This window comes from Bacillus sp. FJAT-45037, from assembly GCF_002797325.1.
Lineage (GTDB): Bacteria > Bacillota > Bacilli > Bacillales > Bacillaceae_D > Alkalihalophilus.
This window is the reverse complement of the sequence record NZ_KZ454938.1, coordinates 848,718-870,994: the sequence shown is the minus strand read 5'-3', so window position 1 is coordinate 870,994 and position 22,277 is coordinate 848,718. Positions and strand designations below refer to the sequence as shown.

Genomic DNA, 22,277 nt, shown 5'->3' with positions numbered 1-22,277 from the left:
TTATCATTAAAAGCCAGCTTCATTGTATACGAAGCTGGCTAATTCGTCCACCTATTCTTCAATTAATACAATTTCACCATCCTCAATGGCTGCAATCGATGCTTTCCAATCAAAGCCATTGTTTTCTACTCCTGTTAGATGCCACACAAACTTATCATCAGGTAATGCTTTAACCCCTGCGTCCATTTGCGCCATAATCGCTTCAGGGTCTTCAACCGTTCCAGCTAGTTTCATTGCCTCTACTAACACATACATTGCTTGATAGTTAAACGCAGATTCGGCCGTTGGTACACGCCCTTGTAATTCTTCAAATGCTGAAACAAAGCTCTCTGCTCCACTTGCATCACTATTCATAATTGGTAACATCCCAATTGCACCTTCGATCTCATCATAGCCTCCAAGTACCCCGTCCATTTCCTCAAATTTCGCTTGGTCCATCACCATAAACCCGCCCTCAAATCCAAGGTCTCTCGCAGCTTTCATTAGTAAAGCAGTAGGCTCAGAAGGTCCTCCGACAAAAATCACATCAGGATTTTGATTGAGAGCATTTGTGACGATTGGAAAGAAATCCGTATCCTTTCCAAAATCTACTTCCCCATCATAGACGACCTCTCCCCCATTTGCTTCCCAGACAGGAACTAATTCCTCTGTCCAGTCTTTTCCATATTGTGTCGCTGTAGGTAATAACGCTAATTTCGTACCAAATCGTTCTTGTTGATAATTAACAAACGGCTCTGGGTACTGATCATATGCAGGTGGAATCCGTAACGTCAGCCCATTTCCTTGCGTTAAAATCTCTGGCTCACTCGTATAAGCGGCAATTAGGAAGTCTTCTTGCTCGTTGAACACTTGTGTTGCAAAGACCCCTCCACTATGAGGAACGAAAACAATCTTTGTATCATGCTCTTGCACAAGACGTCTTGCGTTCGTCGCCGCCTCATTTGGTAAATACATATCATCATAGGTGACTAAATTTAATTTGTACGTCGTGCCATCAACCTCAAATCCTCCCGCGTCATTGATCTCATCAGCAGCCATTCTCACACCACTTACGGTATTCTCCCCGTAAAAAGCGGCCGGTCCACTTAATGGTCCTGTGTAGCCGATGTTCAGGATTTCTTCTTCTCCACTTACTTCTACTTCTGGTACATCTTCTTCCGGTGCGGCTTCTCCTCCTCCACCATCACCAGTCGTTCCACTCGCACACGCACCAAGGACCATTGAGAACATAACAACACTCGAAATCAGCCAACTTTTTTTCATCATTCTTCCCCCTGTATTTGTAATCTATCGAAATTCTAAGCGCCAATATACGCTTTACGAATTTCTTCATTCCCCAACAATTCCTCTTTTGTTCCTTCTACTTTTAGGCGCCCATTTTCAAGGACATACCCACGAGATGAGATCGACAAGGCCGCATAAGCATTTTGTTCGGCAAGTAAGACGGTCACCCCGCCCTTATTAACTTCCTTTATGATAGAAAACATTTGTTCCACAATTAGCGGTGCCAAACCCAACGACGGTTCATCTAGCAATAAAAGTTTTGGCTTTGCCATCAAGGCTCGCCCGATTGCGACCATCTGTTGTTGCCCTCCACTTAAACTACCAGCAGGAGCTTGTTTCTTTTTCATTAAATCTGGGAACAATTTGTACACATAATCTAGTTGACTCGTGATCTCTGCTTTGTTTTTTTTATAGGAAAAAGCCCCCATTTTTAGATTGTCATGGACAGTCATTTGAGCAAATAGCATTCGCCCTTCCGCACATTGAACCACCCCCTCTCGAACAATTTGACTCGCTGATAATTTTTGTAGAGATTTCCCTTTAAACAGCAACTCGCCACTTGTCGGTTTTAATAGACCACTAATCGCATGGAACAACGTACTCTTCCCTGCTCCGTTCGCCCCTAAGAGAACGACTAATTCACCTTCTTCAATGGTGAGATCAATTTGCTCTAGCACCACTTGGGGACCATGTGATACCGTCAAGTCGTTAAGCACTAACATGGCTACCTCCTCCTAAATACGCCTCAATGACTCGTTCATTTTCTTGGATTTCTCTTGGTGTTCCTTCAGCAATTAATTCACCATGATTTAAGACAATGACATGATCGGCTAATGACATCACCATCGGCATCTTATGCTCAATCAGACAGACCGTTTTCCCGTGTTTTACCATCTTTCTCATTAAGTCTGCTAATCCTTCTGTTTCATCTGGATTCACCCCCGCTGCTGGTTCATCAAGCAAAACGAGTTTTGGGTCCGTAGCAAGTGCTAACGCAAAGGCGACACGTTTTTGTTGTTCTTGTGTGATCGAAGCAACAGATTCATAAGCAATCGATGATAACCCGACAAATTCAAGTGCCTCTTCGGCTTTTTCGTGACATTGCCTTTCCTCCCGTTTCTCTCGTTTCGTTCGGAATACGGCATCAAAAAAACCTGATTTTGTCCGAAGTCGATGTCCGATCAATACATTATCTAGCACCGTAGACTGCTCAAATAAATGTGTTGTTTGAAACGTCCTCCCAATTCCCAACCGGGCGACATGATTTGCTTTCATCGTCGTAATGTCCTGACCCGAAAATTGAATCTGACCTGATGTCGGTTGATGAAATCCACTAATCAGATTGAAGAAAGTTGATTTCCCAGCACCATTCGGTCCAATAATCGCTGTAATTTTGCCCTCTTGAACTTGTGCTGTCACATCTTGTACGGCAGAGAGCCCACCAAACCTTTTTGTTAAACGATCAATCGTTAAAAGCATCCGTCTTCCCTCCTTGCGTTTGTTGATGTTCGAGCATCTGTTTTTTCTTTGCTCGTTTTGCTTTTAGCATTAGGTACCCACCAACGATTCCTCTTGGATAAAACAAGATTAACAAGACAACAATCGGACCAAACACAAGCATTCTAAATTCCTCTAAAAATTGGAGCATCTGTGTTAGGAGAATGACGATGAATGTCCCAATAATAGGTCCAGCCAATGTACCGATCCCTCCGACAAGCAAGTAAAGCAAGATTTCAAAGGCGACGTGAATATCGGCCATTTGCGGACCAATAAAGCGTACATAGGATGCATACAAAGCACCCGCGAGTGATGCGAGTCCTGCTGAGATCACAAAGGCTAATAATTTGTTTTTCATCACAGCAATACCCAATGTTTCAGCAAGCTCCTCACTATTACGGATCGCTACAAAGGTCTTGCCTAATAACGATTTCGTTAAGCGATACATAAAGAAGATCGTAAGCAACAAGAAAAACAGCATTAGATAATAATAAGAAAGGATCGATTCAAATGTAATCGGCCCAATCGGTGCTGGATTAGGGATTCCGATTAACCCCCTCACCCCTCCAGTGAGATCAGATTTATAGATGATTAAATAAATCAAGAAACCAACAGACATCGTATAAATCGCAAAGAAATGAGATTTTGTCCTTAGCGCTACGAGACCGATAAAGAAGCTAATGATCACCGTAATTAGGATCGCTAAAACAAAAGCTAACCAGAACGGAACGCCAGCTTTAATTGTTAGAAGCCCTAGACCATAAGCACCGATTGCAAAAAATCCAGCGTGAGCGAGCGAGAGCTGCCCAGTCAATCCAGTGATCGTATTTAACCCGTATACAGCAATCGACCATATGAAGACTAGAATGAGAATTTGCATGTAATATTGATTTGGGATCAATATCGGAAAGACGATCACGGCAAGTAATAAGGCTAGAAGAAAGTATGATTTACGCGATAGCTTCATCCTTTATTTGACCCCCTTTGCAAATAATCCATTCGGCTTGATCGTTAAGATTAAAACGAGTAAAACAAAGGCAATTAAATCTTTGTAATCAGAGGAGATATACGTTGCCCCAAGACTTTCCGCCATGCCTAATATATATCCACCAATGATTGCCCCAGGAATACTCCCCATGCCCCCAATGATAATAATCACGAAGGCTTTCATGATCACTAAATTCCCCATACTTGGGAAAACGAGATTAATAGGTGCTGCAAGTGTTGCGGCCGCCGCAGCGAGTCCACCAGCAATAGCAAAGGTCATCATCGACACCCGCGTTGCATTAATTCCAACCAAAAACGCACCGTTCTTACTTTGTGACATCGCAATAATGGCAGCTCCAGTCATTGTTTTTGTTAAAAACAAATGCAATAAGAGCATGAGGGCCACAGCTGCAACGATGACCAACAATCGTTGCATCGTCACGGTTAATCCAAACACTTGTATCGTCTCGCCATATGGCGTCACCATCCGTTGGTATTGACTTCCCCACATGAATTGTGCGAATGATTCCAAAAAGAACAACATCCCAATTGAGGCGATCATTATTGGCAGAGGGTCTTTGCCATCTAATCGACTAAAGACCAATCGCTCCATGACCACCGAAAGGGCAGCCACAATTAATACAGCGATGAGTAGACCTATCCAGTAATGCACACCTAATGCTGTCATGACCGTTAGCGCAACATAAGCGCCAACCATGTATAGAGCTCCATGCGCAAAATTAGGTACATGCAAGATTCCAAAAACCAATGTCAGACCCAGAGCCACAAGACTGTAAACGCTTCCAATAGTAAGCCCGTTTAAGATCTGTTGAAAAAAGAGATCCACATTTTCTCCCCCTTTGACCCAACTTTGTATACTAACTAGTTAGTATTCATATATGTGATTTATGCTCGTATCAAAAGAACTATGACCAAGAAAGAAAGGATAAAATAAAAGAGGCTGGTCTAGAAGTGATTTAACTAAAGAGTCTCCGAACAAATAATAGGCGGTGCAGATATGCCGCTCCTGAAATATACTGCGCTTTCCGCGGGAAGCTGGTGAGCCTCCTCGTGCTTCGCACTGTGGGGTCTCACTGATGCTTTTCATCCCGCAGGAGTCTACGTATATTTCATCCGCTATGAATGTGCATGCTTCAGATTCTCAGTTAAACATTTCTTTTTGTCCCAACCTCTTGTCTAAGGTGTTATGGTTTCAAGATGAGCTTCCCTGTTGTCTTTCTTCCTTGCATCAAGCTATGAACTTCGGCAGCTTGTGCAAGTGGATACGTTCCACCAATTTGCAACTTCAACTGACCAGTTCCAACGTATTGCAACAACTCGCGCATGCTCGATTGTAAGAGCGCAGGCTTACGCATAATTTGTGGAAGGAAAAACCCGATCACTGATTGATTACGTGCCATTAACGACGATGGGTTGAATGGACTTTGCTCGCCGCTTGCCACGCCGTATACGACAAGTCGACCGAATGTAGCAAGGCATTTTAATGTATCAGTAAATACACGTCCACCTGCCATTTCAAGCGCAACATGAACTCCTCTACCGTCTGTCGCCTCAAGCACTTGCTCATACCAATTTTCTTCCGTGTAATTAATTAACACGTCTGCTCCAAGTTCACTTGCTAAGGCGAGCTTTTCTTTTGAGCTAGCTGTAGCTATGACCTTCCCTGCTCCCATTAGTTTCGCTAATTGAACCGCAATCGTTCCGACACCACCTGCCGCTGCATGAACGAGGACCGTCTCGCCACTTTCTAGCTGACCCATTGTTTTCAAAATATGGTACGCACTCAAGCCTTGAAGAGGTAGAGCCACGGCTTGCTCAAAGCTCACACCTTCTGGGATTGGCATTAATCCACGTTCATCAGCAATCGAATACTCGGCATACCCTGTCGCTTTTTTCGTGCCAAGAAGTGTCACAACACGATCGCCAACTTTTACGCTTGAAACGTCACTTCCTACTTCATCAACCACACCCGCCACCTCTGCACCAGGCACGAATGGCAATGGAGTAGGAACTACATATTGTCCTTGTCTTCTTGCTGTATCCGCAAAGTTTACACCGATTGCTTCTATTTTAATCGTTACTTCTTTTTCCTCTGGCTTTGGACGTTCTAAATCAATTAACTGTAATACCTCAGGTCCGCCGTATTGCTTAAACTGTATCGCTTTCATCATCGATTTCCTCCTTAGTTTCCTTTAAAATTAGGTTTACGTTTTTCTTTGAAGGCTAATACACCCTCTTGATGATCCTTCGTTGTTATCATCATCGCTTGTGTTGCTCGCTCTGCTTCTAGTATTTCAGGTAAGGAATTTGTATCTGCGGCATTGGTTAGCCTCTTCATTAAACCTAATGCTTTGGTTGGACGTAAGGTAAAGGAATAGGCATACTCGCTTACTTTCTTTTCCATTTGATCAAGTGGAAACACCTTATTGACTAGCCCCCACGATTGTGCGGTTCTCGCATCGAGTGGTTCGGCACTAAATAAAAGCTCTTTCGCTTGATATGGTGTCAGAGATTTTGGGAGGAAATAATGCCCTCCGCCATCTGAGACAAGACCAACTTGAGCAAAACTGAGAATAAATGACGTATCTTCAGCTGCGACAATCAAATCACAAGCAAGCGCCAAGTTAAACCCTGCCCCAGCAGCAAAACCATGCACAGCAGCAATAATTGGTTTTTCTACGCTTCGCATTTGTTCAATTAATTGATTGAGCTCTCCGATATGATCATACACATCAACAGGCGTCGCTTCTCCCATCGTCTTCACATCGCCGCCTGCACTAAAAGCGCGACCGGCTCCGCGTAGGACGATGACTTTAATCGCCTCATCTGATTGCGCTTGTTTCAATGATTGTTTCAATCCGTTAATCATTGCTGGACTAAAGGCATTTAAGGCATCTGGTCGATTCAACACTAACTGCATGACTCCATCTTCAGTCGTTACGAGCAAGTCTTTCGTTGCTTCTGTTGTCTCTTTACTTTCTACACTCATATGCTCATCTCCTCTTTTAAACGGTTAACCAACCACCATCTATTAATAAATCCGTCCCTGTCATATAACTAGCATCGTCTGAGGCGATAAAAGCGATCGTTTTCGCTACTTCATCAGGTCTACCGACTCGACCGAGCAACGTATGTCGCTCAATCGACTGAGAAAATGCAGGGTTTTTCAATCCTTTTTCAGTCATCGGGGTTTCAATAAAGCCTGGGGACACAGAATTGACCCGCACCTGATAAGGAGCTAATTCACCCGCTAAAGATTTCGTTAAATGAATCACTGCCGCTTTTGCTGTGCTATAGCTTGGAATTTTCGCACCCGCTTTATGACCAGACAAGGAAGCGACATTGACAATCGCCTTACTTGTGCCATCTTGATTTCTCATTAGCGCACCTAAAAATTTAGACATTAAGTACACACTCGTCACATTCGTCGTCTGAACACGGTCCCACTCGTCTTTTTCTAAGGAAAGAATTGGCCCACCAGAAGAAGTACCTGCATTATTAATTAACACATCGAGTTTTTCAAAATTACTTTCTACATAGTTAGCCAATAATTCTACTTCTTCTTCGACCGTGACATCGGCCGCATAGACGTAGGCACAATCTCGATTGGTCTGACTATGGATTTCATTCGCTACCGCTTCTAACTTTTCTCTTCTACGACCTACGAGAATTAACGTCGCTCCTTCTGAGGCAAGCTGGCTAGCTGTTGCTTGACCAATCCCACTCCCTGCACCAGAGATCAGTACGATTTTATCTTGAAAACGACCCACGAAATTCACACCCTTTGTCATCAAATAGATTCATAGACTGTATTACGCTAGACGAACGTAGCGGCCATTCTCATTTACTACACCAGCAATCGCTCGATTCCGATCAATTCGACCAGAGAACGTCAGCTTAGTAAACGCGCGACCGATCAAGGAACGGAGCCCCTGTACTTGTTCAGTATCTGGGAATCCTGCTAAAAGTTCCTCTGTCACAACCTTCACACGATTGAATGAGGATTCAGAGGCCGTTGTCGCCAATTGCTCTTGCAACGAATCGCCACTCTTGTAAGCTCGCATAACAGCAGATTCAGAAGCATATAGCTCAATCCCTATATCCGCTAGTTTAATTAATACTTCTTGTTCTGCTTCAAGGTCTGGACCAAACTGTTCAAACGCCAACCCAGTTAAGGCTAAAAAGGCTGTACGGATGCTCTCAATAGCTGCTCGCTCTCGCGCCATACTTCCTGAATAACTAGTTACTTGACCCGTTTTTAATTGATTAATAGCTTCTTTAATCGCATCTTGAACAGGTAATTCCCCTTTAACGCCTTTCTTTAAGAAGAGTCCTGGTACGAGCAAGCGATTGATTTCATTTGTCCCTTCAAAAATTCGATTGATTCGAGAATCTCGATACATCTGCTCAATCGGGTATTCTTTAATGAACCCAGCTCCTCCGTGCAATTGAAGAGACTCATCGACCACATAATCAAGTGTTTCAGAGCCATACACTTTACAAATCGCACACTCTAATGCGTACTCCATCATTCGTTTACCTATTTCGCTCGTTGTGTGTGTATCGTCCAGATCGCCTAGCGCACCTTCAATTAATTCAGCCGTGCGGTACTGGAGAGATTCTGCAGCAAAGATTCGCGCCGCCATCAATGCGACTTTCTCTTTCGTTATGCCGAATTCACTAATTCGCTTTTTGAATTGCTTTCGCTCATTCGTATGTTGAATCGCTAGACGAAGCGCTTCTTTTGATGCTCCCATGCAAGCTGATCCTAGATTAAACCGTCCTAAGTTTAAGACATTAAAGGCAATGACATGCCCCTTGCCAACTTCACCAAGGACATTGGCAACAGGCACTTCACAATCTTCCAAAATGACACTTCTTGTCGATGACCCTTTAATGCCCATTTTTTGTTCCTCAGGACCTAGGGATAAGCCTTTAAAATCTTTCTCAACAATAAAGGCTGTAAATTGCGTTCCATCGACTTTCGCGTAAACGATGAACGTATCTGAAAATACGGCATTCGTAATATAGAGCTTTGTTCCGTTTAGTAGATAATGTGTTTTTGCTTCATTTAATATGGCTGTTGTTTTCGCCGCAAGCGCGTCTGATCCAGAGGACGGCTCAGTTAAACAATACGCACCTAAGTATTCACCAGAGGCAAGCTTCGGTAAGTATGTGTTTTTCTGCTCGACATTTCCGAAATAAGTAATCGGTAAAGTCGCAATGCATGTGTGATTTGAATGTGCGACACCATAGCCACTTGACGCACCAATTTCTTCACCGACAATCCCTTTACTAACCTTGTCTAAACCAAGTCCTCCGTAGGCTTCAGGGATACTATGTGCTAGTAATCCAAGTGACCCTGCTTTCTTTAAAAGACCGACAATGACATCGAAATCTTGATCTTCAATCGCCTCACGTTTAGAAGCTACTTCTCGTTCAATAAACTGCCTCGCTGTTTGTGCGATCATTTTCTGTTCATCATTTAAATCCTCTGGTGTAAATACATCCTTTGTCTCAACGCCTTGAACGAGAAAATGACCACCTTTGATTTCACGTTTGGTTTGTTCCACTTCTGGTCGCTCCCTTCTTTGTTATCTTTTTATTCTGATAAATTAGCACAGTCGGGTCGACTCCTAATTCAGCCACGCCTCGTACCTCTTCTTCAGAGCTATACTCTAAAAGGAATTTTCCGACGGCTGATTGCGCTAATAGATCATATCCATTGTTTTGTTCGGCTAAAAAATGCAGTTGAGCAGCAATTCCAGCATCATTGAGCGATAGACTGCTAAGACCCGATCTGAGAAGCCTCAATAAATAGCCAGCTCCGTAAAAGTCCTCCAAACAAAATTGTCCAGATGATCCTGCGCATACAATCACAATGTTTTGACCTCGTTTTAACCGACTCAACACGTCATCTATGACCGCTTCTCCATTTCGTAAACAAGCAGGATAGACAGCATCTGCTTGTTCTGAGCGATTAAGGGCTACTGTTCCATTTGTTGTCGCTAATATAACGACCTTATCTCGTACATAAGGCTTAAGGAGTGATGGGCTCGGCGAAAGAAACCCATCAATCACTCTACCTTCGTGCTCGCCGACTAGTACAAATTCATCTGGGTGATAATACGTTGAAAGATGGAGTGCATCCTTCTCGCATGAAACAGGAATGACCTCTTTTGCTCCGTATGCAAAGGCATAACTAATTGTCGTCGTTGCAAGCAAAACATCTAAAACAATCACGATCGACCCCACTAGCTTTTCTGGCTCTATTTCTTCTTTTTTTAATAACACATGAACATGTGTCACCCGACTCACACCCTTCTAGCAAACATAATCTATCGTTCGTTCGTTGATGTTGTTCGGCCGTGGGTGATGAGCGCTGCAACCGTTTCGTTAAATCTAGCAAAGCGCGGGTCCTTTGTTTGCCCTTTTTCATAGCGATAATAAATTTGTTGAGCAATCACAGCCAATTTGAAATAAGCAAAAGTTAAATAGTAGTTAATGTCACTCAAGTCTCGCCCACTTTTTCTGGCGTATTGTTCAACGAATTCACGTCTCGTATAAAAGCCTTCTTGGACGGTAACTGGCGGTTTTCCGAACCCTCGCTTCAATAAGATTGGGTCACTCGGCTCAATCCAATAGCTAAGCGCAACTCCTACATCACAGAGCGGATCCCCCACTGTCGCCATTTCCCAATCAAATAATCCGACCATCTTTTGTCCATCTGCTGAAAACATCGCATTGTTTAATTTGTAATCGTAATGAATAACCGTCGCATCAGTTGATTTCGGAATGTTCTTCATTAAATAATCCGTCAATTCGATAAGTCCTTCATGATCTTCGGTTTTTGCCTGATCGTAGCGCTTGATCCAACTATGCACCTGTCTTTCTAAAAAACCTTCTGGCTTCGTTAATTCAACTAGCTTCGTCTCTTTGTAGTTAATGGAATGCAGATCTACTAATCGATCAACCAGCTGTTCTGAGATCGTTCGAGCCAAATCTGCAGTAGGCTCGAGCCCTTTCGGAAAATCAGTATCAAGAACGATCCCTTTTTTTCGTTCCATTAAAAAGAACGGTGCGCCGATCACATCTTGGTCTGAACAAAAATGAATTGGCTTTGGGATGATCGACAGATGGGGCGCGAGTGTTGCCATAACCGTTGACTCTCTTGCCATGTCATGAGCACGAGGAGCGACGGGGCCCAGTGGTGGGCGTCGTAACACCGTCTCCCACTCTCCAACTTTTAGTAAGTAAGTCAAGTTTGAATGCCCTGCTTGAAATTGCTCAACCACAAGCTCCTCACTCGGTAGACCTTCAATATGGTTTTTTAAGTAGGTAAGCAATTGATCCTTCTCAAGTTCTTCCCCTCTTCGCACAGCTTTTGTCTGCTCCACGGTCGCAACCTCCTTAACGGTGCTTAAACACAGGTTTACGCTTTTCAATAAACGCCGTCACACCTTCTTTAATGTCTTCGGTTTGAAACACTTTTGTAAACAGATCAGCTTCATGTTCAATTGCTGCCGGGAAGCTCATATCTAATCCTTCATCGACTGCTTCTTTAATGCACTTAAGAGCTGGGAGAGAGTGACGGCTTATTCGTTTGGCAAGCTCCATAGCTTTGTCTAATCCCGCTCCTTTTTCCGTCACATGATTGACCAAGCCAATCGCAAGAGCTGTGTTTGCGTCAATCGGATCGCCTGTGTACATCATCTCTTTCGCTTTGGCTTCACCAATTAATCGAGGCAAACGCTGGGTGCCTCCACCGCCAGGAAACAATCCAAGCTTGATCTCTGGTAGCCCAATTTGTGTATGCTCTTCAGCAATGCGGATGTCACATGTTAAAGCTAGTTCACAACCACCACCGAATGTTAGGCCGTTCAACACAGCAATGGTTGGCTTTCCACAAAAGTCAATTTGATTTAAAAAGGCATGAGTTTCCATTACTGGCTCTTTCATATTCGGATGAACCATTAACCCTGGGAACTCTTTAATGTCTGCACCCGCCATAAACGCATCTTCGCCTGCACTTGTTAAAATGATGCATACCGTCTCGCGGTCTTCTTCAAGTTCAACAAAGATGCTGCGAAGACTCATAATGACTTCTTTATCCATCACATTTAACGGCGGGTTATTAATCGTAACAACTGCTACCCCGTTCTCTTTTTGCAATTCAACTTTAGCACTCATTAATTTTTCACTCCTTGTTTTGGATAGTCGTACCAACCCTTACCTGTTTTTCTTCCAAGTTCCCCGGCTTTCACTTTCTCTTCAATGCAAGCTGGTGGAAGGTCTGCAGGGTCTTCTGATTCAGCAAAACGTTGTTGGTGAACAAAGTAGGCGACATCAATTCCGGATAGGTCCATTAGGGCAAATGGGCCAATTGGATGATTTAAGGCCTTTGTGCAAATGAGATCAATATCTTCAAAACTCGCATAGCCCTCTTCATATAACTTCACGGCCTCTGTTGTTAACGCGCCTAAAATACGGTTGGCGATAAATCCTGAAATCTCTTTATGCAATAAGACTGCTGTTCGGTTCATCTTTTCGCTGACAGCCATCGCAATTTCAGCGGTTTGAACCGATGTTTGCTCACTTTTAACTACTTCGACGCAGTCCATTACAAGCGGGGGAAAGAAAAAGTGCATGTTACAAATTTTTTCCGGTCGATTCGTTGCATCAGCAATTTTCGAATTGACAATCGTTGATGAGTTCGTTGTGAGAATCGCATGCTCTGGTGCGAATTCATCGAGCTTAGCGAAAAGTTCCCTTTTTACGTCAAGTTTTTCAACAATTGCTTCAATCACAAAGTCGGTTTCTCTAACGGCTTCTTTCAAGTCCGTTGTCACATGTAGACGTGCAAACGCTTGATCTAGACTGTTTTGATCGATCTTCCCTTTTGTGACCCACTTTCCCATTTGGAAGTTTAAGCTCTCTTTTGCTCGGTCAAGAGAAGATTGCTCAATATCTTGTAAATACGTTTCATAGCCTGCTAGTGCGGATAACATCGCAATCTGATGTCCCATTGACCCTGCTCCAATTACGGTTACTTGTCTAATACTCATCATTGTATCCATCTCCTTATACTAACTAGTTAGTATGTTTTATTTAAGAATAGCCCTATTCAACAGGACTATTACGCGTTTTTCAAGCCATTGAGCATTAAATCGATATAGATTGAAGAGATAGCTTTTTCATCAAGTGGACCCGTTGGATCAAACCAGTGATAACTCCAGTTCACAGCACCCAAAATCGCTAAGGTTACGATGTTCACATCTAGATCTTGACGAAATTCTCCAGTCTCTATGCCACCTTCAATTACTTGACTCATATTCTTTCGGAACGTATCGCGCTTTTTAAAGATGTCTTTCAAGTGTTCTTCATTTAAATGTTGCATTTCCCGAAAGAATACACGCGCACTTTGTCCGTGACCTTCAATATGATTCATTAACATATACACCATATCAAATAAGCGATCGTTTGCTGCATTTTTCTTTTCAAGAATATCACGCTGACTTTGCAAAAGGTCTTCGATATACCTCAAATGAATTTCCATTAAGAGTTCTTCTTTGCTTTTGAAATAATAATAGAATGTCCCTTTCGTTACACCAAGAGCCTCAACAATATCTTGAATCGATGTCTCGGTAAATCCGTTATTGCCGAATAAACCAATGCTCACTTTAATAATCTTCTCTTTCATGTTTACGCCTCACTATCTATCTAAATTGATCCGTATAGTATACCACACATCAGCTCACATCTTGTCAGATTATGCTATACGTTTATTCTATCTGGATCAATTCAACCTTATTTGAGTGGCGTTTCTAATTTAGTATGTTAATCCACCACCATCAACCATTAACGTTGTTCCTGTAATATAGGAGGCTTCTTTTGATGCTAAGAAAAGAATAGCGTTTGCGACTTCTTCTGGTTGACCGACACGCCGTAGTGCGTTGGCGGAGCTCATGATCTTCCACTTCTGTTCTTGTTCCCTCCAGCCATCGACAATCGGTGTATCAATCACACCCGGTGCCACAGCATTGACACGGATCAAGTCTTTTCCAAACTCTAGTGCTGCATTTTTAGTCAATGTAATGACGCCAGCCTTAGATGCATTGTAAGGCGCGACATATTTCTTCCCTTTGAAGCCGAGAAGACTTGAGACATTAACAATCGCTCCTCCACCATTTTTTTTCATGAGCGGGATTGCGTATTTCATGCCGAGATAGACCCCTGTCAAATTCACATCGATGACCTTTTGCCATTCTGATAACTCTAGTTCTGTTAACTTCGCTTCTCGGTTGCCAATCCCTGCATTATTCACAAGAATATCAAGGCGACCAAACGTTTTTTCTGCAACATCACACGCATGCTTCATCTCGTCTTCCTTTGAGACATCACAACGGACAAATATGACAGAAGCCCCTTTTGCTGTTAACTCTTTTGTTATGCTGTTTCCTTTTTCTTCATTAACATCCGATAGAACGACGGCGATATCAGCTTCGATCATTTTCTTCACCGTTGCTAACCCAATTCCTCCGGTAGCCCCCGTCACTAATGCTACTCTTTGCATCTGATCGCCTCCTTACATTGCATGCATGCCACCGTCAACAACGAGTACATCACCTGTCACATAATTAGAAGCTGCCGATGCTAAGAACAATGCCGCCCCTTGTAAATCATGCTCCCCACCTAATCTACCGAGTGGTGTTCGCTCGATAATAAAGGATTCATTTTGTGCAAGAAGCCCCTCTGACATTTTCGTCGGAAAGAATCCAGGAGCAATCGCGTTCACACAAATTCCGTGAGCTCCCCATTTGGCAGCTAAGTCTTTTGTTAACGTAATCACGGCACCTTTACTTGTGTTGTAGCCAATCGTATTCATAAATCTCGGGTCAGCCCCTCCGAGTCCCGCAACAGAGGCAATGTTAATGATCTTGCCTGATTTCTGCTCAATCATCACTTTCCCGGCTGCTTGCGCCATTAAAAACGACCCTGTTACATTCACATTCATCACTTTATTCCAAGCATCAAGTGGCATCTCCTCTGCTAACGCACCCCATGTTGCCCCACTATTGTTCACTAAAATATCAACCGTGCCAAATGTATCAACGGTCTGCTTGATCACGTGATTGACATCGTCTTGCTTCGTCACATCACACTGCACAGCGATCGCTTCGACACCCTTCTTTTTTACTTCTTCTACAACCTCAAGGCACGCTTCTTTTTTTCTTGAACATAACACAAGATTTGCCCCCGCATCAGCATAGGCATGTGCCATCTGCCTTCCTAAACCACGACCCCCACCTGTAACGATGGCCGTTTTCCCTTTTAAACTAAATAACGATAACGCATTCAATGAAATTCCCCCAATCTGTTTTCTATGAATGAGAAAGGTGGAAAAGGAATGAACCATCCATTCCTCCCACCTCAGCTAACTTAAGAGGATTGCTCTGCTTTCACCTTCGCAACTTCTTCATCACGTAATTTACGCTTTAATAGCTTTCCGACCGCTGACTTTGGAAGCTCCTCGCGAAACTCAACAGCTGTAGGAACTTTATAGGCCGCTAACTGTTTACGACTAAATTCAATAATGTCTTGGCTTGTGATCATGCTGTTAGCTTTAGGCGTAATATAAGCTTTGACCGTTTCCCCGCGATACGGATCCGGTACGCCGATCACGATAACCTCTTGCACGGCCTCATGTTGATAGAGAACTTCTTCAATTTCACGAGGGTAGACATTGAATCCACTCGCTAAAATCATATCTTTCTTGCGATCAACAATGTAGAAATAGCCTTCATCATCCATCTTCGAAAGATCTCCTGTAAACAACCAACCATCACGCAACGTTTGTTTTGTCTCTTCGTCCTTGCGCCAGTAGCCTTTCATCACTTGAGGGCCTTTAATAATCAGTTCTCCAACTTCGCCTACCTCAACTTCTTTCCACCCAGTATCCGTTTCTACAACGACCTTGGCATCTGTATTCGGTAATGGAATGCCCACACTTCCTGCTTTACGCTCTTGGAAGGAAGGGTTGAAATGCGTGACCGGTGCCGCTTCTGATAACCCGTACCCTTCACATAACTGCCGGCCTGTTCCCGCTTCAAAAGCCTCAAGTGCTTCAACCGGTAAAGACGAGCCACCACTGACATAGCTTGTCACTTCATCTAAGCCAAATTCTTTGTATTTAGCCACTTGATTCAAGCCGACATACATCGTAGGCACTCCACCAAATTGGAATGGTTTCTCACGTTTGATCGTTTCAAGCACTTCTGTCATTTCAAAGCGCGGAATCAGAATTTGATTTCCTCCATGACGGATTGTTGTAAAGTTACAACACGTTAAACTGAAAATATGGAACAACGGTAGCACGTTTACGACTTTGGCATTAGGTGGTGGCGCCATTTCGCCGCTAAACATGAAGTCATACGTCTGCTCCACATTAGACACTAAGTTCAAATGAGTGAGCATCACACCTTTTGAGACCCCCGTCGTTCCTCCCGTATATTGTAAAACGGCTATGTCCGTTGCTGGGTCCATTTCAAGCTCTGGTGCTGGTCGAGTTGTTTCCTTCAGGTAGTCATCAAACAAGACGTCTCCTGCATCTAGTTCTAGCTCTGGGTCTGGCTTTAATGCAACAACAATCGCCTTTTTCGTCGGTACCTTTTCTCTCACAGCTTTAAAGAGAGGATACAAGTCTTGTAGAATCACAATATGAGTCGCACCTGAGTCATTCAATATGTACTCTAGCTCACGTGCGACGTACATTGGGTTAACTTGGACAACGACACCTCCTGCTCGGAACGCCCCGAATAACGAAAAGAGGTAATGCGGGCAGTTCGGCAGCATAATCGCTAGTCTGTCACCTTTATCAAATTGATCTTGAGCCAGTCTTCCGGCAAGCACGTCACTCAATCGCTTTAACTCAGCATAGCTCCATGTTCTGTCGTAAAAAGTAATCGCTGTGTTCTCTGCATGCTTAGCCGTTGTTTCATATAGTAAGTCTGTCAGTGTTTGTTCCTTAATCACTGATTTCTCCTCAATATTGTTCTCATATAATGATAACCAACGTTTTTCCATTTCTTATTCCTCCCCAACTGTAATAGGTGATTGTAAGTACGGTTTTAATTCTTGTTTGGCAATAGAAGCGATATGCACTTCATCTGGGCCATCAGCGATACGTAATGTACGAATGTTGGCGTACATCGCAGCAAGTGGGACATCCTCGCTTACACCAGCCGCTCCAAAAGTTTGGATCGCACGGTCAATTACGCGAAGCGCCATTTGCGGTGCAATGACTTTGATCATCGCAATTTCTTTTTTCGCTACTTTATTCCCGACTGTATCCATCATTGCTGCTGCCTTTAAAGTGAGAAGACGCGCTTGTTCAATTTCGATTCGTGAGGTTGCGATCCAGTCTTGAACAACACCTTGTTTCGCCAATGGTTTGCCAAATGGAGAACGACTCGTCGCTCGCTCACACATTAATTCTAACGCTCGTTCTGCCGCTCCAATCGTCCGCATGCAGTGGTGAATTCGACCGGGGCCTAGACGACCTTGTGCAATTTCAAATCCCTTCCCTTCACCAAGTAAGAGGTTGCTAGAAGAGACACGAACATTGTTAAATTCAATCTCTGCGTGACCATGCGGGGCATGATCGTATCCGAAAACGGGCAGCAATCGTTTCACATTCACACCAGGAGTAGCCATCGGAACAATGATCATCGACTGTTGATGATACTTATCAGCCGTCGGGTTTGTTTTCCCCATGACGATTAATACTTCACATCTCGGATCCCCCGCACCTGATGACCACCATTTTCGCCCATTAATCACATAATCATCGCCATCTTTTTTGATGTCGATTGCAACATTTGTCGCATCAGATGAAGCAACATCAGGCTCTGTCATCGCGAAGGCAGAACGAATTTTCCCATCAAGCAAAGGCTTAAGCCATCTGTCTTGCTGCTCTTTCGTTCCATATCGGACGAACACTTCCATGTTCCCTGTATCAGGTGCATTGCAGTTAAATATCTCTGGGGCGATAAATGATCGACCCATAATCTCACATAACGGAGCATATTCTAAGTTCGTTAACCCAGCACCTTCTTTGGCATCAGGCAAAAACAAATTCCATAACCCTTGTTCTCTGGCTTTCTCTTTCAACTCTTCCATAATCGGTGGCACACTTGCAAAACGATCTGACCCTTGATCTAACTGACTTTCATACAAGTGTTCATTCGGGTACACATAACGCTCCATAAACGTATGGAGGTCATTTTGTAAACGCTTAACTTTTTCGCTATAAAAAAAGCTCACCACTACACCCCTCTCATTTTCACACATTACTTACTAACTAGTCAGTATGTTCCTAGTGGAAAAAGACAACTCTTCGCTAGAACCGACTTATTTGTTCTTAAGAGTTGATTTCACTTATAACTATACGACAAACTATCAGAACATTCAATTATTAAATTTGTTTTTTTTTGTCATTTTTCATTTACCTTGTCCATAAAGTGGTACAGAGGTGATCCATATGTTTAAAGAATTGTTTTCATTATTTGCAGTATTCATTGCTCTGTTTTTGTTTGGGATGATTATTATGCGTGCGGGCTTGCTTCCACTCGGAGGAAAACTTTTCGAACGGAATGTTCACCGTTTTACAGATAAGGCGTGGAAAGGGTTACTCATTGGGACTGTAGCAACGGCTCTTCTACAAAGCAGTTCGGTTGTTTTAGTGATGACTGTTGGTTTAGTTGCAGCGAATGTCCTCACGTTTCGCCAATCGATTGGTATTATTTTAGGGGCAAATATAGGCACAACGATTACGACCGAAATTATTGCATTTGATTTGTCTTATCTTATTTTCCCGTTATTGATCTCTGGATTCATTTTTTTATTTATCCCCAATAAAAAATCCTTTCATATTGGCTGTGCAACCTTTGGTTTAGCATGTATTTTTATAGCGATGGATGGCCTTGAATCACTTGCCTACCCGCTCGCCACTCTCCCTTCAGTACATACATTGTTTGAGTTTACGAATGAGCATACTTTAGTTGGAGTGATCATCGGCGCATCTTTAACAGGGCTTGTTCAATCGAGTACAGCGACTACCGCGATTGCCATGGGCTTTATGAATGACCATCTCTTAACGCTTAAATCCGGGATTGCGATTATGTTTGGAGCTAATATCGGGACTTGTATCACAGCATTCCTTGCGACAATCGGGGCTGGGAAACACGCAAAACTCGTCGCATTCGCCAACATTTGGCTCAACCTAATCGGAGTGGTCATCTTTTTACCAATGATGGATTTCCTCGTGCAAATTGCCACCTCATTAACCGACGACTCCATGCAGCAACTTGCACATACGAGTGTGATCTTCAATACCGTTTGTTCTATTGCCTTGCTGCCTTTTGCCACAATGTTTGCCAGAGGCATTGAGCGGATGCATCTTAAAAGAGAGAGCTACTAACTAAATAAAAAAACAAAGTGGCGTAGTTCGTCACTTTGTTTTTGGTTACAAAAAGAAATGTATGACGGCACTTACACCGATTGCGAGTAAACCGGTTAAGCCTATGAAGATTCCTACTTTCCTTCTCATCGCTTTAGCTTCGCTCGATTCAGCTTGCGATGGGCCATCACCATGTCGGCCCTCCATCCAATCCTCTAACAAAATGCCAGAGATAATGATTGCCACTATTCCTATCATAAGCAGGAGTGGTACCACGCGAACGCCTCCTTTTTACCACCACTATACGCAGGTGTAGGAGGAACTATTCCCGTTAGCAGGCAACTTAGGAACAGGTGAAGGATTAATTAAGTATGTATTCTTTACTTTTCAACCATTTTAGATTAATGATCTTGTTGAGTGATCGATATTTTTTGAGAAAGGAAGTAAGCAATTGCCGCAATTAAAAAAGTCATTAATATAGGAATCACGGATACACGTCCAAATTCAATTTCCTGACTTGGAAACGGTTCTCCCGCGTGTAAATCAGGCGTATACTGAGCTGTTAACATCCACCCTACCGATACTTCCATGACCATATATAAAAAAGCAAAGCTTATGATGAAAACAAAAAAACGTTTCATTTTATCACCCTCCCCCATTCTTATAGTCGAATCCTAGCTACAATGCTGATCCAGGCTTTTAGATAGCATAACTTTATCTCGACAGACAATGTCGTTTTCAATAATGCTTTCTTGGTAATGTGTAAGAAAGAAGTTTTTTTCAATTCGATCCATTCTAAATCCACACTTCTGATAAAAGGCTAACTGGTCAATGCTAGAATTTCCCGTTCCTACTTCAATCCATTTATAGTGACTTTTTTTGGCCTCATTGATCGCATGTTTGACTAATGATTTGCCTACTCCTTTTTTCTGTTCACTTATTGCAACAGAAATATTAACTAATTCGATTACACGTTTATTTTTCGGCCAAATGATATATACCCCAACAACCTCACCTGATTCTTCTGCAACATAGCACCGTCCTTTCTCTAAATATCCTTGAACCATCGATTCAGAGGGATCGGCTAGTAACAATAATTGGATTGGCGGCTGTTCAAACTGGTCTAGCTCTCTAATCAACAAAGTCTTCTACACCCTTTCTATTTTTACATGTACGAATATAAATGATTAAGGTTTCACATATTTCTAATATTCTCATAAATTCCTAATTAATTCCATGAGCAATTATTCTTATTATCAATTCTCGTATCATATACTATACTAAAAGGTAACTATAACAAACGACACCTGAAGTTTTTGAAGGGAGCTTGTCATGAAAGAGATTGCGATCGGAATTGTTGCTTCCATGTTTTTTGCGGTTACCTTTATATTGAATCGGTCAATGGATCTTGCTGGAGGGAGTTGGTATTGGAGTTCTTCCTTGCGATTTCTGTTTATGTTTCCATTTTTGTTGCTAATCGTTGTAAGCAGAAACACTCTTCTACAAGTGTTGAGAGAAATTAGGCATCAGCCGCTAGCTTGGATGATGTGGAGCTTTGTTGGATTTGTTCTCTTTTACGCCCCCTTAACCTTTGCCGCGGCTTACGGACCTGGCTGGCTAATAGCTGGTACATGGCAGCTGACGATTGTTGCCGGGGTTTTACTGACGCCTTTGTTCTATAAAAAGGTGCAACAAGGCGACCAATCTATTCTTGTCCGTCAAAAAATCCCGCTTGGCGCGTTGTTGATTTCTATGCTTATTTTTCTTGGTGTCGTCCTCATTCAATGGCAACATGCGAGCCAATTGTCGATTGGAGTGATCTTATTGGGCGTCGTCCCTGTAGCGATTGCTGCCTTTGCTTACCCTCTTGGAAACCGAAAGATGATGGAGCTATGCGGAGGGCGCCTCGATACATTTGGTCGTGTATTTGGAATGACACTTGCTAGTCTACCTTTTTGGGTCATCATTGGGATCTTTGGCTATGTGAATGTAGGTCCCCCCTCCCCAAACGAGCTCCTGCAAACATTTACCGTTGCCATATGTTCGGGAGTGATTGCCACCACCTTGTTTTTCATTGCCACCGACCGCGCCAAAGATCATCAAGGCTCTTTAGCAGCGGTTGAAGCAACGCAATCGACACAAGTGTTATTTGTAATGGCAGGAGAAGTGCTCTTGCTTTCTACTCCTTTACCTAGTGGAATAGCCGTTACCGGGTTAGGAATGATTGTTGGAGGGATGCTTTTATATAGTTTGTATACGAGGAAAATTGGTCGTGAGCTGCAGTTCAAGAAGGCTAGTTAACTATCAAGCTATAGATGATTGTGTAATAACCCCTTGAGCTCACTCAAATCATCAATGACTATATCTGCTTGAGAGAGTTCATCTTCTCGTGCAAAATCAAAATTACACCCTACTGATAGTAAACCATTATCTTTGGCTGCATGAATATCCGATAGACGATCACCTACAACTGCTGCATGAGTAATCCCGTATTTTTCAATGATTCTTTGAACTAAATCTGATTTATTTAATGATTCAATCTGTTGAATGCTAAATGTTTCTGTAACCCATTGATCTAATGTGTAGTGACTCACAATGGCCTCTAAATAGTCGGTTAACCCATTACTTGCTATGTAGATGGAACAATCATTTTCTTTTAAATAACTAAAAACTTCCTTCACATTGGGGTACAGCGCCCCTTTTCCAATTTTAATATTCTCAATCAACCTTTCTAGAAAATAAGCATCCATTCGTTCTCTGACTTCACTTGAATGGTTCGGTAACAACGTTTCCCACACTTTAGGTAAGGGCACGCCCATAATTTCACGATACTGATCAATCGGGGTTTCTCCAACCCATTTATTTAGTGACCGTAAGTTGTTAAACGCATCATCAAGTGATGCTTCTAAAATTTTATCCGTTTGAAATAATGTTCCGTCCATATCAAAAATGAATGATTTCGACATTTTAATCTCTCCTATTCTATGTGCAAATATCTTTTGCGAAGTTAAAAAAGAACCGCTTCTCTACA

General features: G+C 42.8%; 24 protein-coding genes. 2 read left to right on the top strand and 22 right to left on the bottom strand.

The window, feature by feature from the left end; all coding sequences use genetic code 11:
- Nucleotides 1–51 precede the first annotated feature (51 nt).
- The 18 genes from CDZ88_RS04405 to CDZ88_RS04315 form a co-directional block, all read right to left on the bottom strand.
- Nucleotides 52–1,266: an ABC transporter substrate-binding protein gene (locus CDZ88_RS04405; protein ID WP_100372384.1), complete on the bottom strand. Its 1,215-nt coding sequence runs from the start codon at nucleotides 1,264–1,266 to the stop codon at nucleotides 52–54.
- Nucleotides 1,267–1,298: 32 nt separating this feature from the next.
- Complete coding sequence (locus CDZ88_RS04400; RefSeq protein ID WP_100372383.1) at nucleotides 1,299–2,006, bottom strand: ABC transporter ATP-binding protein; 708 nt, start codon at nucleotides 2,004–2,006, stop codon at nucleotides 1,299–1,301.
- Nucleotides 1,993–2,763: an ABC transporter ATP-binding protein gene (locus CDZ88_RS04395; RefSeq protein WP_100372382.1), complete on the bottom strand. Its 771-nt coding sequence runs from the start codon at nucleotides 2,761–2,763 to the stop codon at nucleotides 1,993–1,995. Before CDZ88_RS04395 ends, CDZ88_RS04400 begins: the two co-directional genes overlap by 14 nt.
- A complete protein-coding gene (locus tag CDZ88_RS04390; protein WP_100372381.1) occupies nucleotides 2,747–3,748 on the bottom strand; it encodes a branched-chain amino acid ABC transporter permease in 1,002 nt (333 codons plus the stop codon). Before CDZ88_RS04390 ends, CDZ88_RS04395 begins: the two co-directional genes overlap by 17 nt.
- 3 nt (nucleotides 3,749–3,751) lie before the next feature.
- Nucleotides 3,752–4,615: a branched-chain amino acid ABC transporter permease gene (locus CDZ88_RS04385; RefSeq protein WP_100372380.1), complete on the bottom strand. Its 864-nt coding sequence runs from the start codon at nucleotides 4,613–4,615 to the stop codon at nucleotides 3,752–3,754.
- Between the two features lie 358 nt (nucleotides 4,616–4,973).
- The gene (locus tag CDZ88_RS04375) at nucleotides 4,974–5,957 is read right to left on the bottom strand and encodes a quinone oxidoreductase family protein (protein ID WP_100374591.1); all 984 of its coding nucleotides are present in this window, start codon (nucleotides 5,955–5,957) and stop codon (nucleotides 4,974–4,976) included.
- Between the two features lie 14 nt (nucleotides 5,958–5,971).
- A complete protein-coding gene (locus tag CDZ88_RS04370) occupies nucleotides 5,972–6,778 on the bottom strand; it encodes an enoyl-CoA hydratase/isomerase family protein (RefSeq protein WP_100372378.1) in 807 nt (268 codons plus the stop codon).
- Between the two features lie 16 nt (nucleotides 6,779–6,794).
- Nucleotides 6,795–7,580 carry an SDR family NAD(P)-dependent oxidoreductase gene (locus CDZ88_RS04365; RefSeq protein ID WP_100372377.1) on the bottom strand — a complete coding sequence of 262 codons (786 nt, stop codon included), beginning with the start codon at nucleotides 7,578–7,580 and terminating at the stop codon, nucleotides 6,795–6,797.
- A gap of 21 nt (nucleotides 7,581–7,601) precedes the next feature.
- Nucleotides 7,602–9,362 (bottom strand): acyl-CoA dehydrogenase family protein, encoded by a 1,761-nt coding sequence (locus tag CDZ88_RS04360; RefSeq protein WP_100372376.1) that lies wholly within the window; start codon nucleotides 9,360–9,362, stop codon nucleotides 7,602–7,604.
- Nucleotides 9,343–10,098 carry a 2-phosphosulfolactate phosphatase gene (locus CDZ88_RS04355; RefSeq protein WP_157796473.1) on the bottom strand — a complete coding sequence of 252 codons (756 nt, stop codon included), beginning with the start codon at nucleotides 10,096–10,098 and terminating at the stop codon, nucleotides 9,343–9,345. Before CDZ88_RS04355 ends, CDZ88_RS04360 begins: the two co-directional genes overlap by 20 nt.
- A 29-nt stretch (nucleotides 10,099–10,127) precedes the next feature.
- Nucleotides 10,128–11,186, bottom strand: coding sequence for a phosphotransferase family protein (locus CDZ88_RS04350; RefSeq protein WP_100372374.1), 1,059 nt, complete (start codon nucleotides 11,184–11,186; stop codon nucleotides 10,128–10,130).
- 13 nt (nucleotides 11,187–11,199) lie between these two features.
- Nucleotides 11,200–11,979 carry an enoyl-CoA hydratase gene (locus CDZ88_RS04345; RefSeq protein WP_100372373.1) on the bottom strand — a complete coding sequence of 260 codons (780 nt, stop codon included), beginning with the start codon at nucleotides 11,977–11,979 and terminating at the stop codon, nucleotides 11,200–11,202.
- On the bottom strand, nucleotides 11,979–12,854 hold the full coding sequence (locus CDZ88_RS04340) for a 3-hydroxyacyl-CoA dehydrogenase family protein (RefSeq protein ID WP_442857109.1): 876 nt from the start codon (nucleotides 12,852–12,854) through the stop codon (nucleotides 11,979–11,981). The genes CDZ88_RS04345 and CDZ88_RS04340 overlap by 1 nt, the downstream gene beginning before the upstream one ends.
- Nucleotides 12,855–12,925: 71 nt before the next feature.
- Entirely contained in the window at nucleotides 12,926–13,489 is a 564-nt protein-coding gene (locus tag CDZ88_RS04335) for a TetR/AcrR family transcriptional regulator (protein ID WP_100372371.1), read from the bottom strand.
- 129 nt (nucleotides 13,490–13,618) lie between these two features.
- The gene (locus CDZ88_RS04330; protein ID WP_100372370.1) at nucleotides 13,619–14,362 is read right to left on the bottom strand and encodes an SDR family NAD(P)-dependent oxidoreductase; all 744 of its coding nucleotides are present in this window, start codon (nucleotides 14,360–14,362) and stop codon (nucleotides 13,619–13,621) included.
- A gap of 12 nt (nucleotides 14,363–14,374) precedes the next feature.
- Nucleotides 14,375–15,148, bottom strand: coding sequence for an SDR family oxidoreductase (locus CDZ88_RS04325; protein ID WP_100374590.1), 774 nt, complete (start codon nucleotides 15,146–15,148; stop codon nucleotides 14,375–14,377).
- An 80-nt stretch (nucleotides 15,149–15,228) separates the two neighbouring features.
- Nucleotides 15,229–16,872 carry a long-chain-fatty-acid--CoA ligase gene (locus tag CDZ88_RS04320; protein ID WP_100372369.1) on the bottom strand — a complete coding sequence of 548 codons (1,644 nt, stop codon included), beginning with the start codon at nucleotides 16,870–16,872 and terminating at the stop codon, nucleotides 15,229–15,231.
- A gap of 3 nt (nucleotides 16,873–16,875) precedes the next feature.
- On the bottom strand, nucleotides 16,876–18,111 hold the full coding sequence (locus CDZ88_RS04315; RefSeq protein ID WP_100372368.1) for an acyl-CoA dehydrogenase family protein: 1,236 nt from the start codon (nucleotides 18,109–18,111) through the stop codon (nucleotides 16,876–16,878).
- Between the two features lie 217 nt (nucleotides 18,112–18,328).
- Here CDZ88_RS04315 and CDZ88_RS04310 point away from each other — a divergent pair, with 217 nt between their 5' ends.
- Entirely contained in the window at nucleotides 18,329–19,267 is a 939-nt protein-coding gene (locus CDZ88_RS04310) for a Na/Pi symporter (RefSeq protein WP_100372367.1), read from the top strand.
- Nucleotides 19,268–19,312: 45 nt separating this feature from the next.
- Here the strand turns inward: CDZ88_RS04310 and CDZ88_RS04305 are convergent, their stop codons facing one another.
- The 3 genes from CDZ88_RS04305 to CDZ88_RS04295 all read right to left on the bottom strand — a co-directional run bounded on the left by CDZ88_RS04305 (nucleotide 19,313) and on the right by CDZ88_RS04295 (nucleotide 20,388).
- Nucleotides 19,313–19,522: a hypothetical protein gene (locus CDZ88_RS04305; RefSeq protein WP_100372366.1), complete on the bottom strand. Its 210-nt coding sequence runs from the start codon at nucleotides 19,520–19,522 to the stop codon at nucleotides 19,313–19,315.
- A 125-nt stretch (nucleotides 19,523–19,647) separates the two neighbouring features.
- Nucleotides 19,648–19,887, bottom strand: a complete 240-nt coding sequence (locus CDZ88_RS04300) for a hypothetical protein (RefSeq protein WP_100372365.1) — start codon at nucleotides 19,885–19,887, stop codon at nucleotides 19,648–19,650.
- A 33-nt stretch (nucleotides 19,888–19,920) separates the two neighbouring features.
- On the bottom strand, nucleotides 19,921–20,388 hold the full coding sequence (locus CDZ88_RS04295; RefSeq protein ID WP_100372364.1) for a GNAT family N-acetyltransferase: 468 nt from the start codon (nucleotides 20,386–20,388) through the stop codon (nucleotides 19,921–19,923).
- 190 nt (nucleotides 20,389–20,578) lie between these two features.
- Here CDZ88_RS04295 and CDZ88_RS04290 point away from each other — a divergent pair, with 190 nt between their 5' ends.
- Nucleotides 20,579–21,547 (top strand): DMT family transporter, encoded by a 969-nt coding sequence (locus tag CDZ88_RS04290; protein WP_100372363.1) that lies wholly within the window; start codon nucleotides 20,579–20,581, stop codon nucleotides 21,545–21,547.
- Nucleotides 21,548–21,555: 8 nt separating this feature from the next.
- Here the strand turns inward: CDZ88_RS04290 and CDZ88_RS04285 are convergent, their stop codons facing one another.
- Nucleotides 21,556–22,212: an HAD family hydrolase gene (locus CDZ88_RS04285; RefSeq protein WP_100372362.1), complete on the bottom strand. Its 657-nt coding sequence runs from the start codon at nucleotides 22,210–22,212 to the stop codon at nucleotides 21,556–21,558.
- Between the last annotated feature and the right edge of the window lie 65 nt (nucleotides 22,213–22,277).

What these genes read in the sequence shown, in the direction of transcription:
- CDZ88_RS04320 (WP_100372369.1), bottom strand. Translation starts at nt 16,872, where the DNA reads ATGGAAAAACGTTGGTTATCATTATATGAGAACAATATTGAGGAGAAA.
- CDZ88_RS04390 (WP_100372381.1), bottom strand. Translation starts at nt 3,748, where the DNA reads ATGAAGCTATCGCGTAAATCATACTTTCTTCTAGCCTTATTACTTGCC.
- CDZ88_RS04395 (WP_100372382.1), bottom strand. Translation starts at nt 2,763, where the DNA reads ATGCTTTTAACGATTGATCGTTTAACAAAAAGGTTTGGTGGGCTCTCT.
- CDZ88_RS04365 (WP_100372377.1), bottom strand. Translation starts at nt 7,580, where the DNA reads ATGACAAAGGGTGTGAATTTCGTGGGTCGTTTTCAAGATAAAATCGTA.
- CDZ88_RS04345 (WP_100372373.1), bottom strand. Translation starts at nt 11,979, where the DNA reads ATGAGTGCTAAAGTTGAATTGCAAAAAGAGAACGGGGTAGCAGTTGTT.
- CDZ88_RS04400 (WP_100372383.1), bottom strand. Translation starts at nt 2,006, where the DNA reads ATGTTAGTGCTTAACGACTTGACGGTATCACATGGTCCCCAAGTGGTG.
- CDZ88_RS04375 (WP_100374591.1), bottom strand. Translation starts at nt 5,957, where the DNA reads ATGAAAGCGATACAGTTTAAGCAATACGGCGGACCTGAGGTATTACAG.
- CDZ88_RS04335 (WP_100372371.1), bottom strand. Translation starts at nt 13,489, where the DNA reads ATGAAAGAGAAGATTATTAAAGTGAGCATTGGTTTATTCGGCAATAAC.
- CDZ88_RS04330 (WP_100372370.1), bottom strand. Translation starts at nt 14,362, where the DNA reads ATGCAAAGAGTAGCATTAGTGACGGGGGCTACCGGAGGAATTGGGTTA.
- CDZ88_RS04370 (WP_100372378.1), bottom strand. Translation starts at nt 6,778, where the DNA reads ATGAGTGTAGAAAGTAAAGAGACAACAGAAGCAACGAAAGACTTGCTC.
- CDZ88_RS04310 (WP_100372367.1), top strand. Translation starts at nt 18,329, where the DNA reads ATGTTTAAAGAATTGTTTTCATTATTTGCAGTATTCATTGCTCTGTTT.
- CDZ88_RS04405 (WP_100372384.1), bottom strand. Translation starts at nt 1,266, where the DNA reads ATGATGAAAAAAAGTTGGCTGATTTCGAGTGTTGTTATGTTCTCAATG.
- CDZ88_RS04340 (WP_442857109.1), bottom strand. Translation starts at nt 12,854, where the DNA reads ATGAGTATTAGACAAGTAACCGTAATTGGAGCAGGGTCAATGGGACAT.
- CDZ88_RS04290 (WP_100372363.1), top strand. Translation starts at nt 20,579, where the DNA reads ATGAAAGAGATTGCGATCGGAATTGTTGCTTCCATGTTTTTTGCGGTT.
- CDZ88_RS04300 (WP_100372365.1), bottom strand. Translation starts at nt 19,887, where the DNA reads ATGAAACGTTTTTTTGTTTTCATCATAAGCTTTGCTTTTTTATATATG.
- CDZ88_RS04285 (WP_100372362.1), bottom strand. Translation starts at nt 22,212, where the DNA reads ATGTCGAAATCATTCATTTTTGATATGGACGGAACATTATTTCAAACG.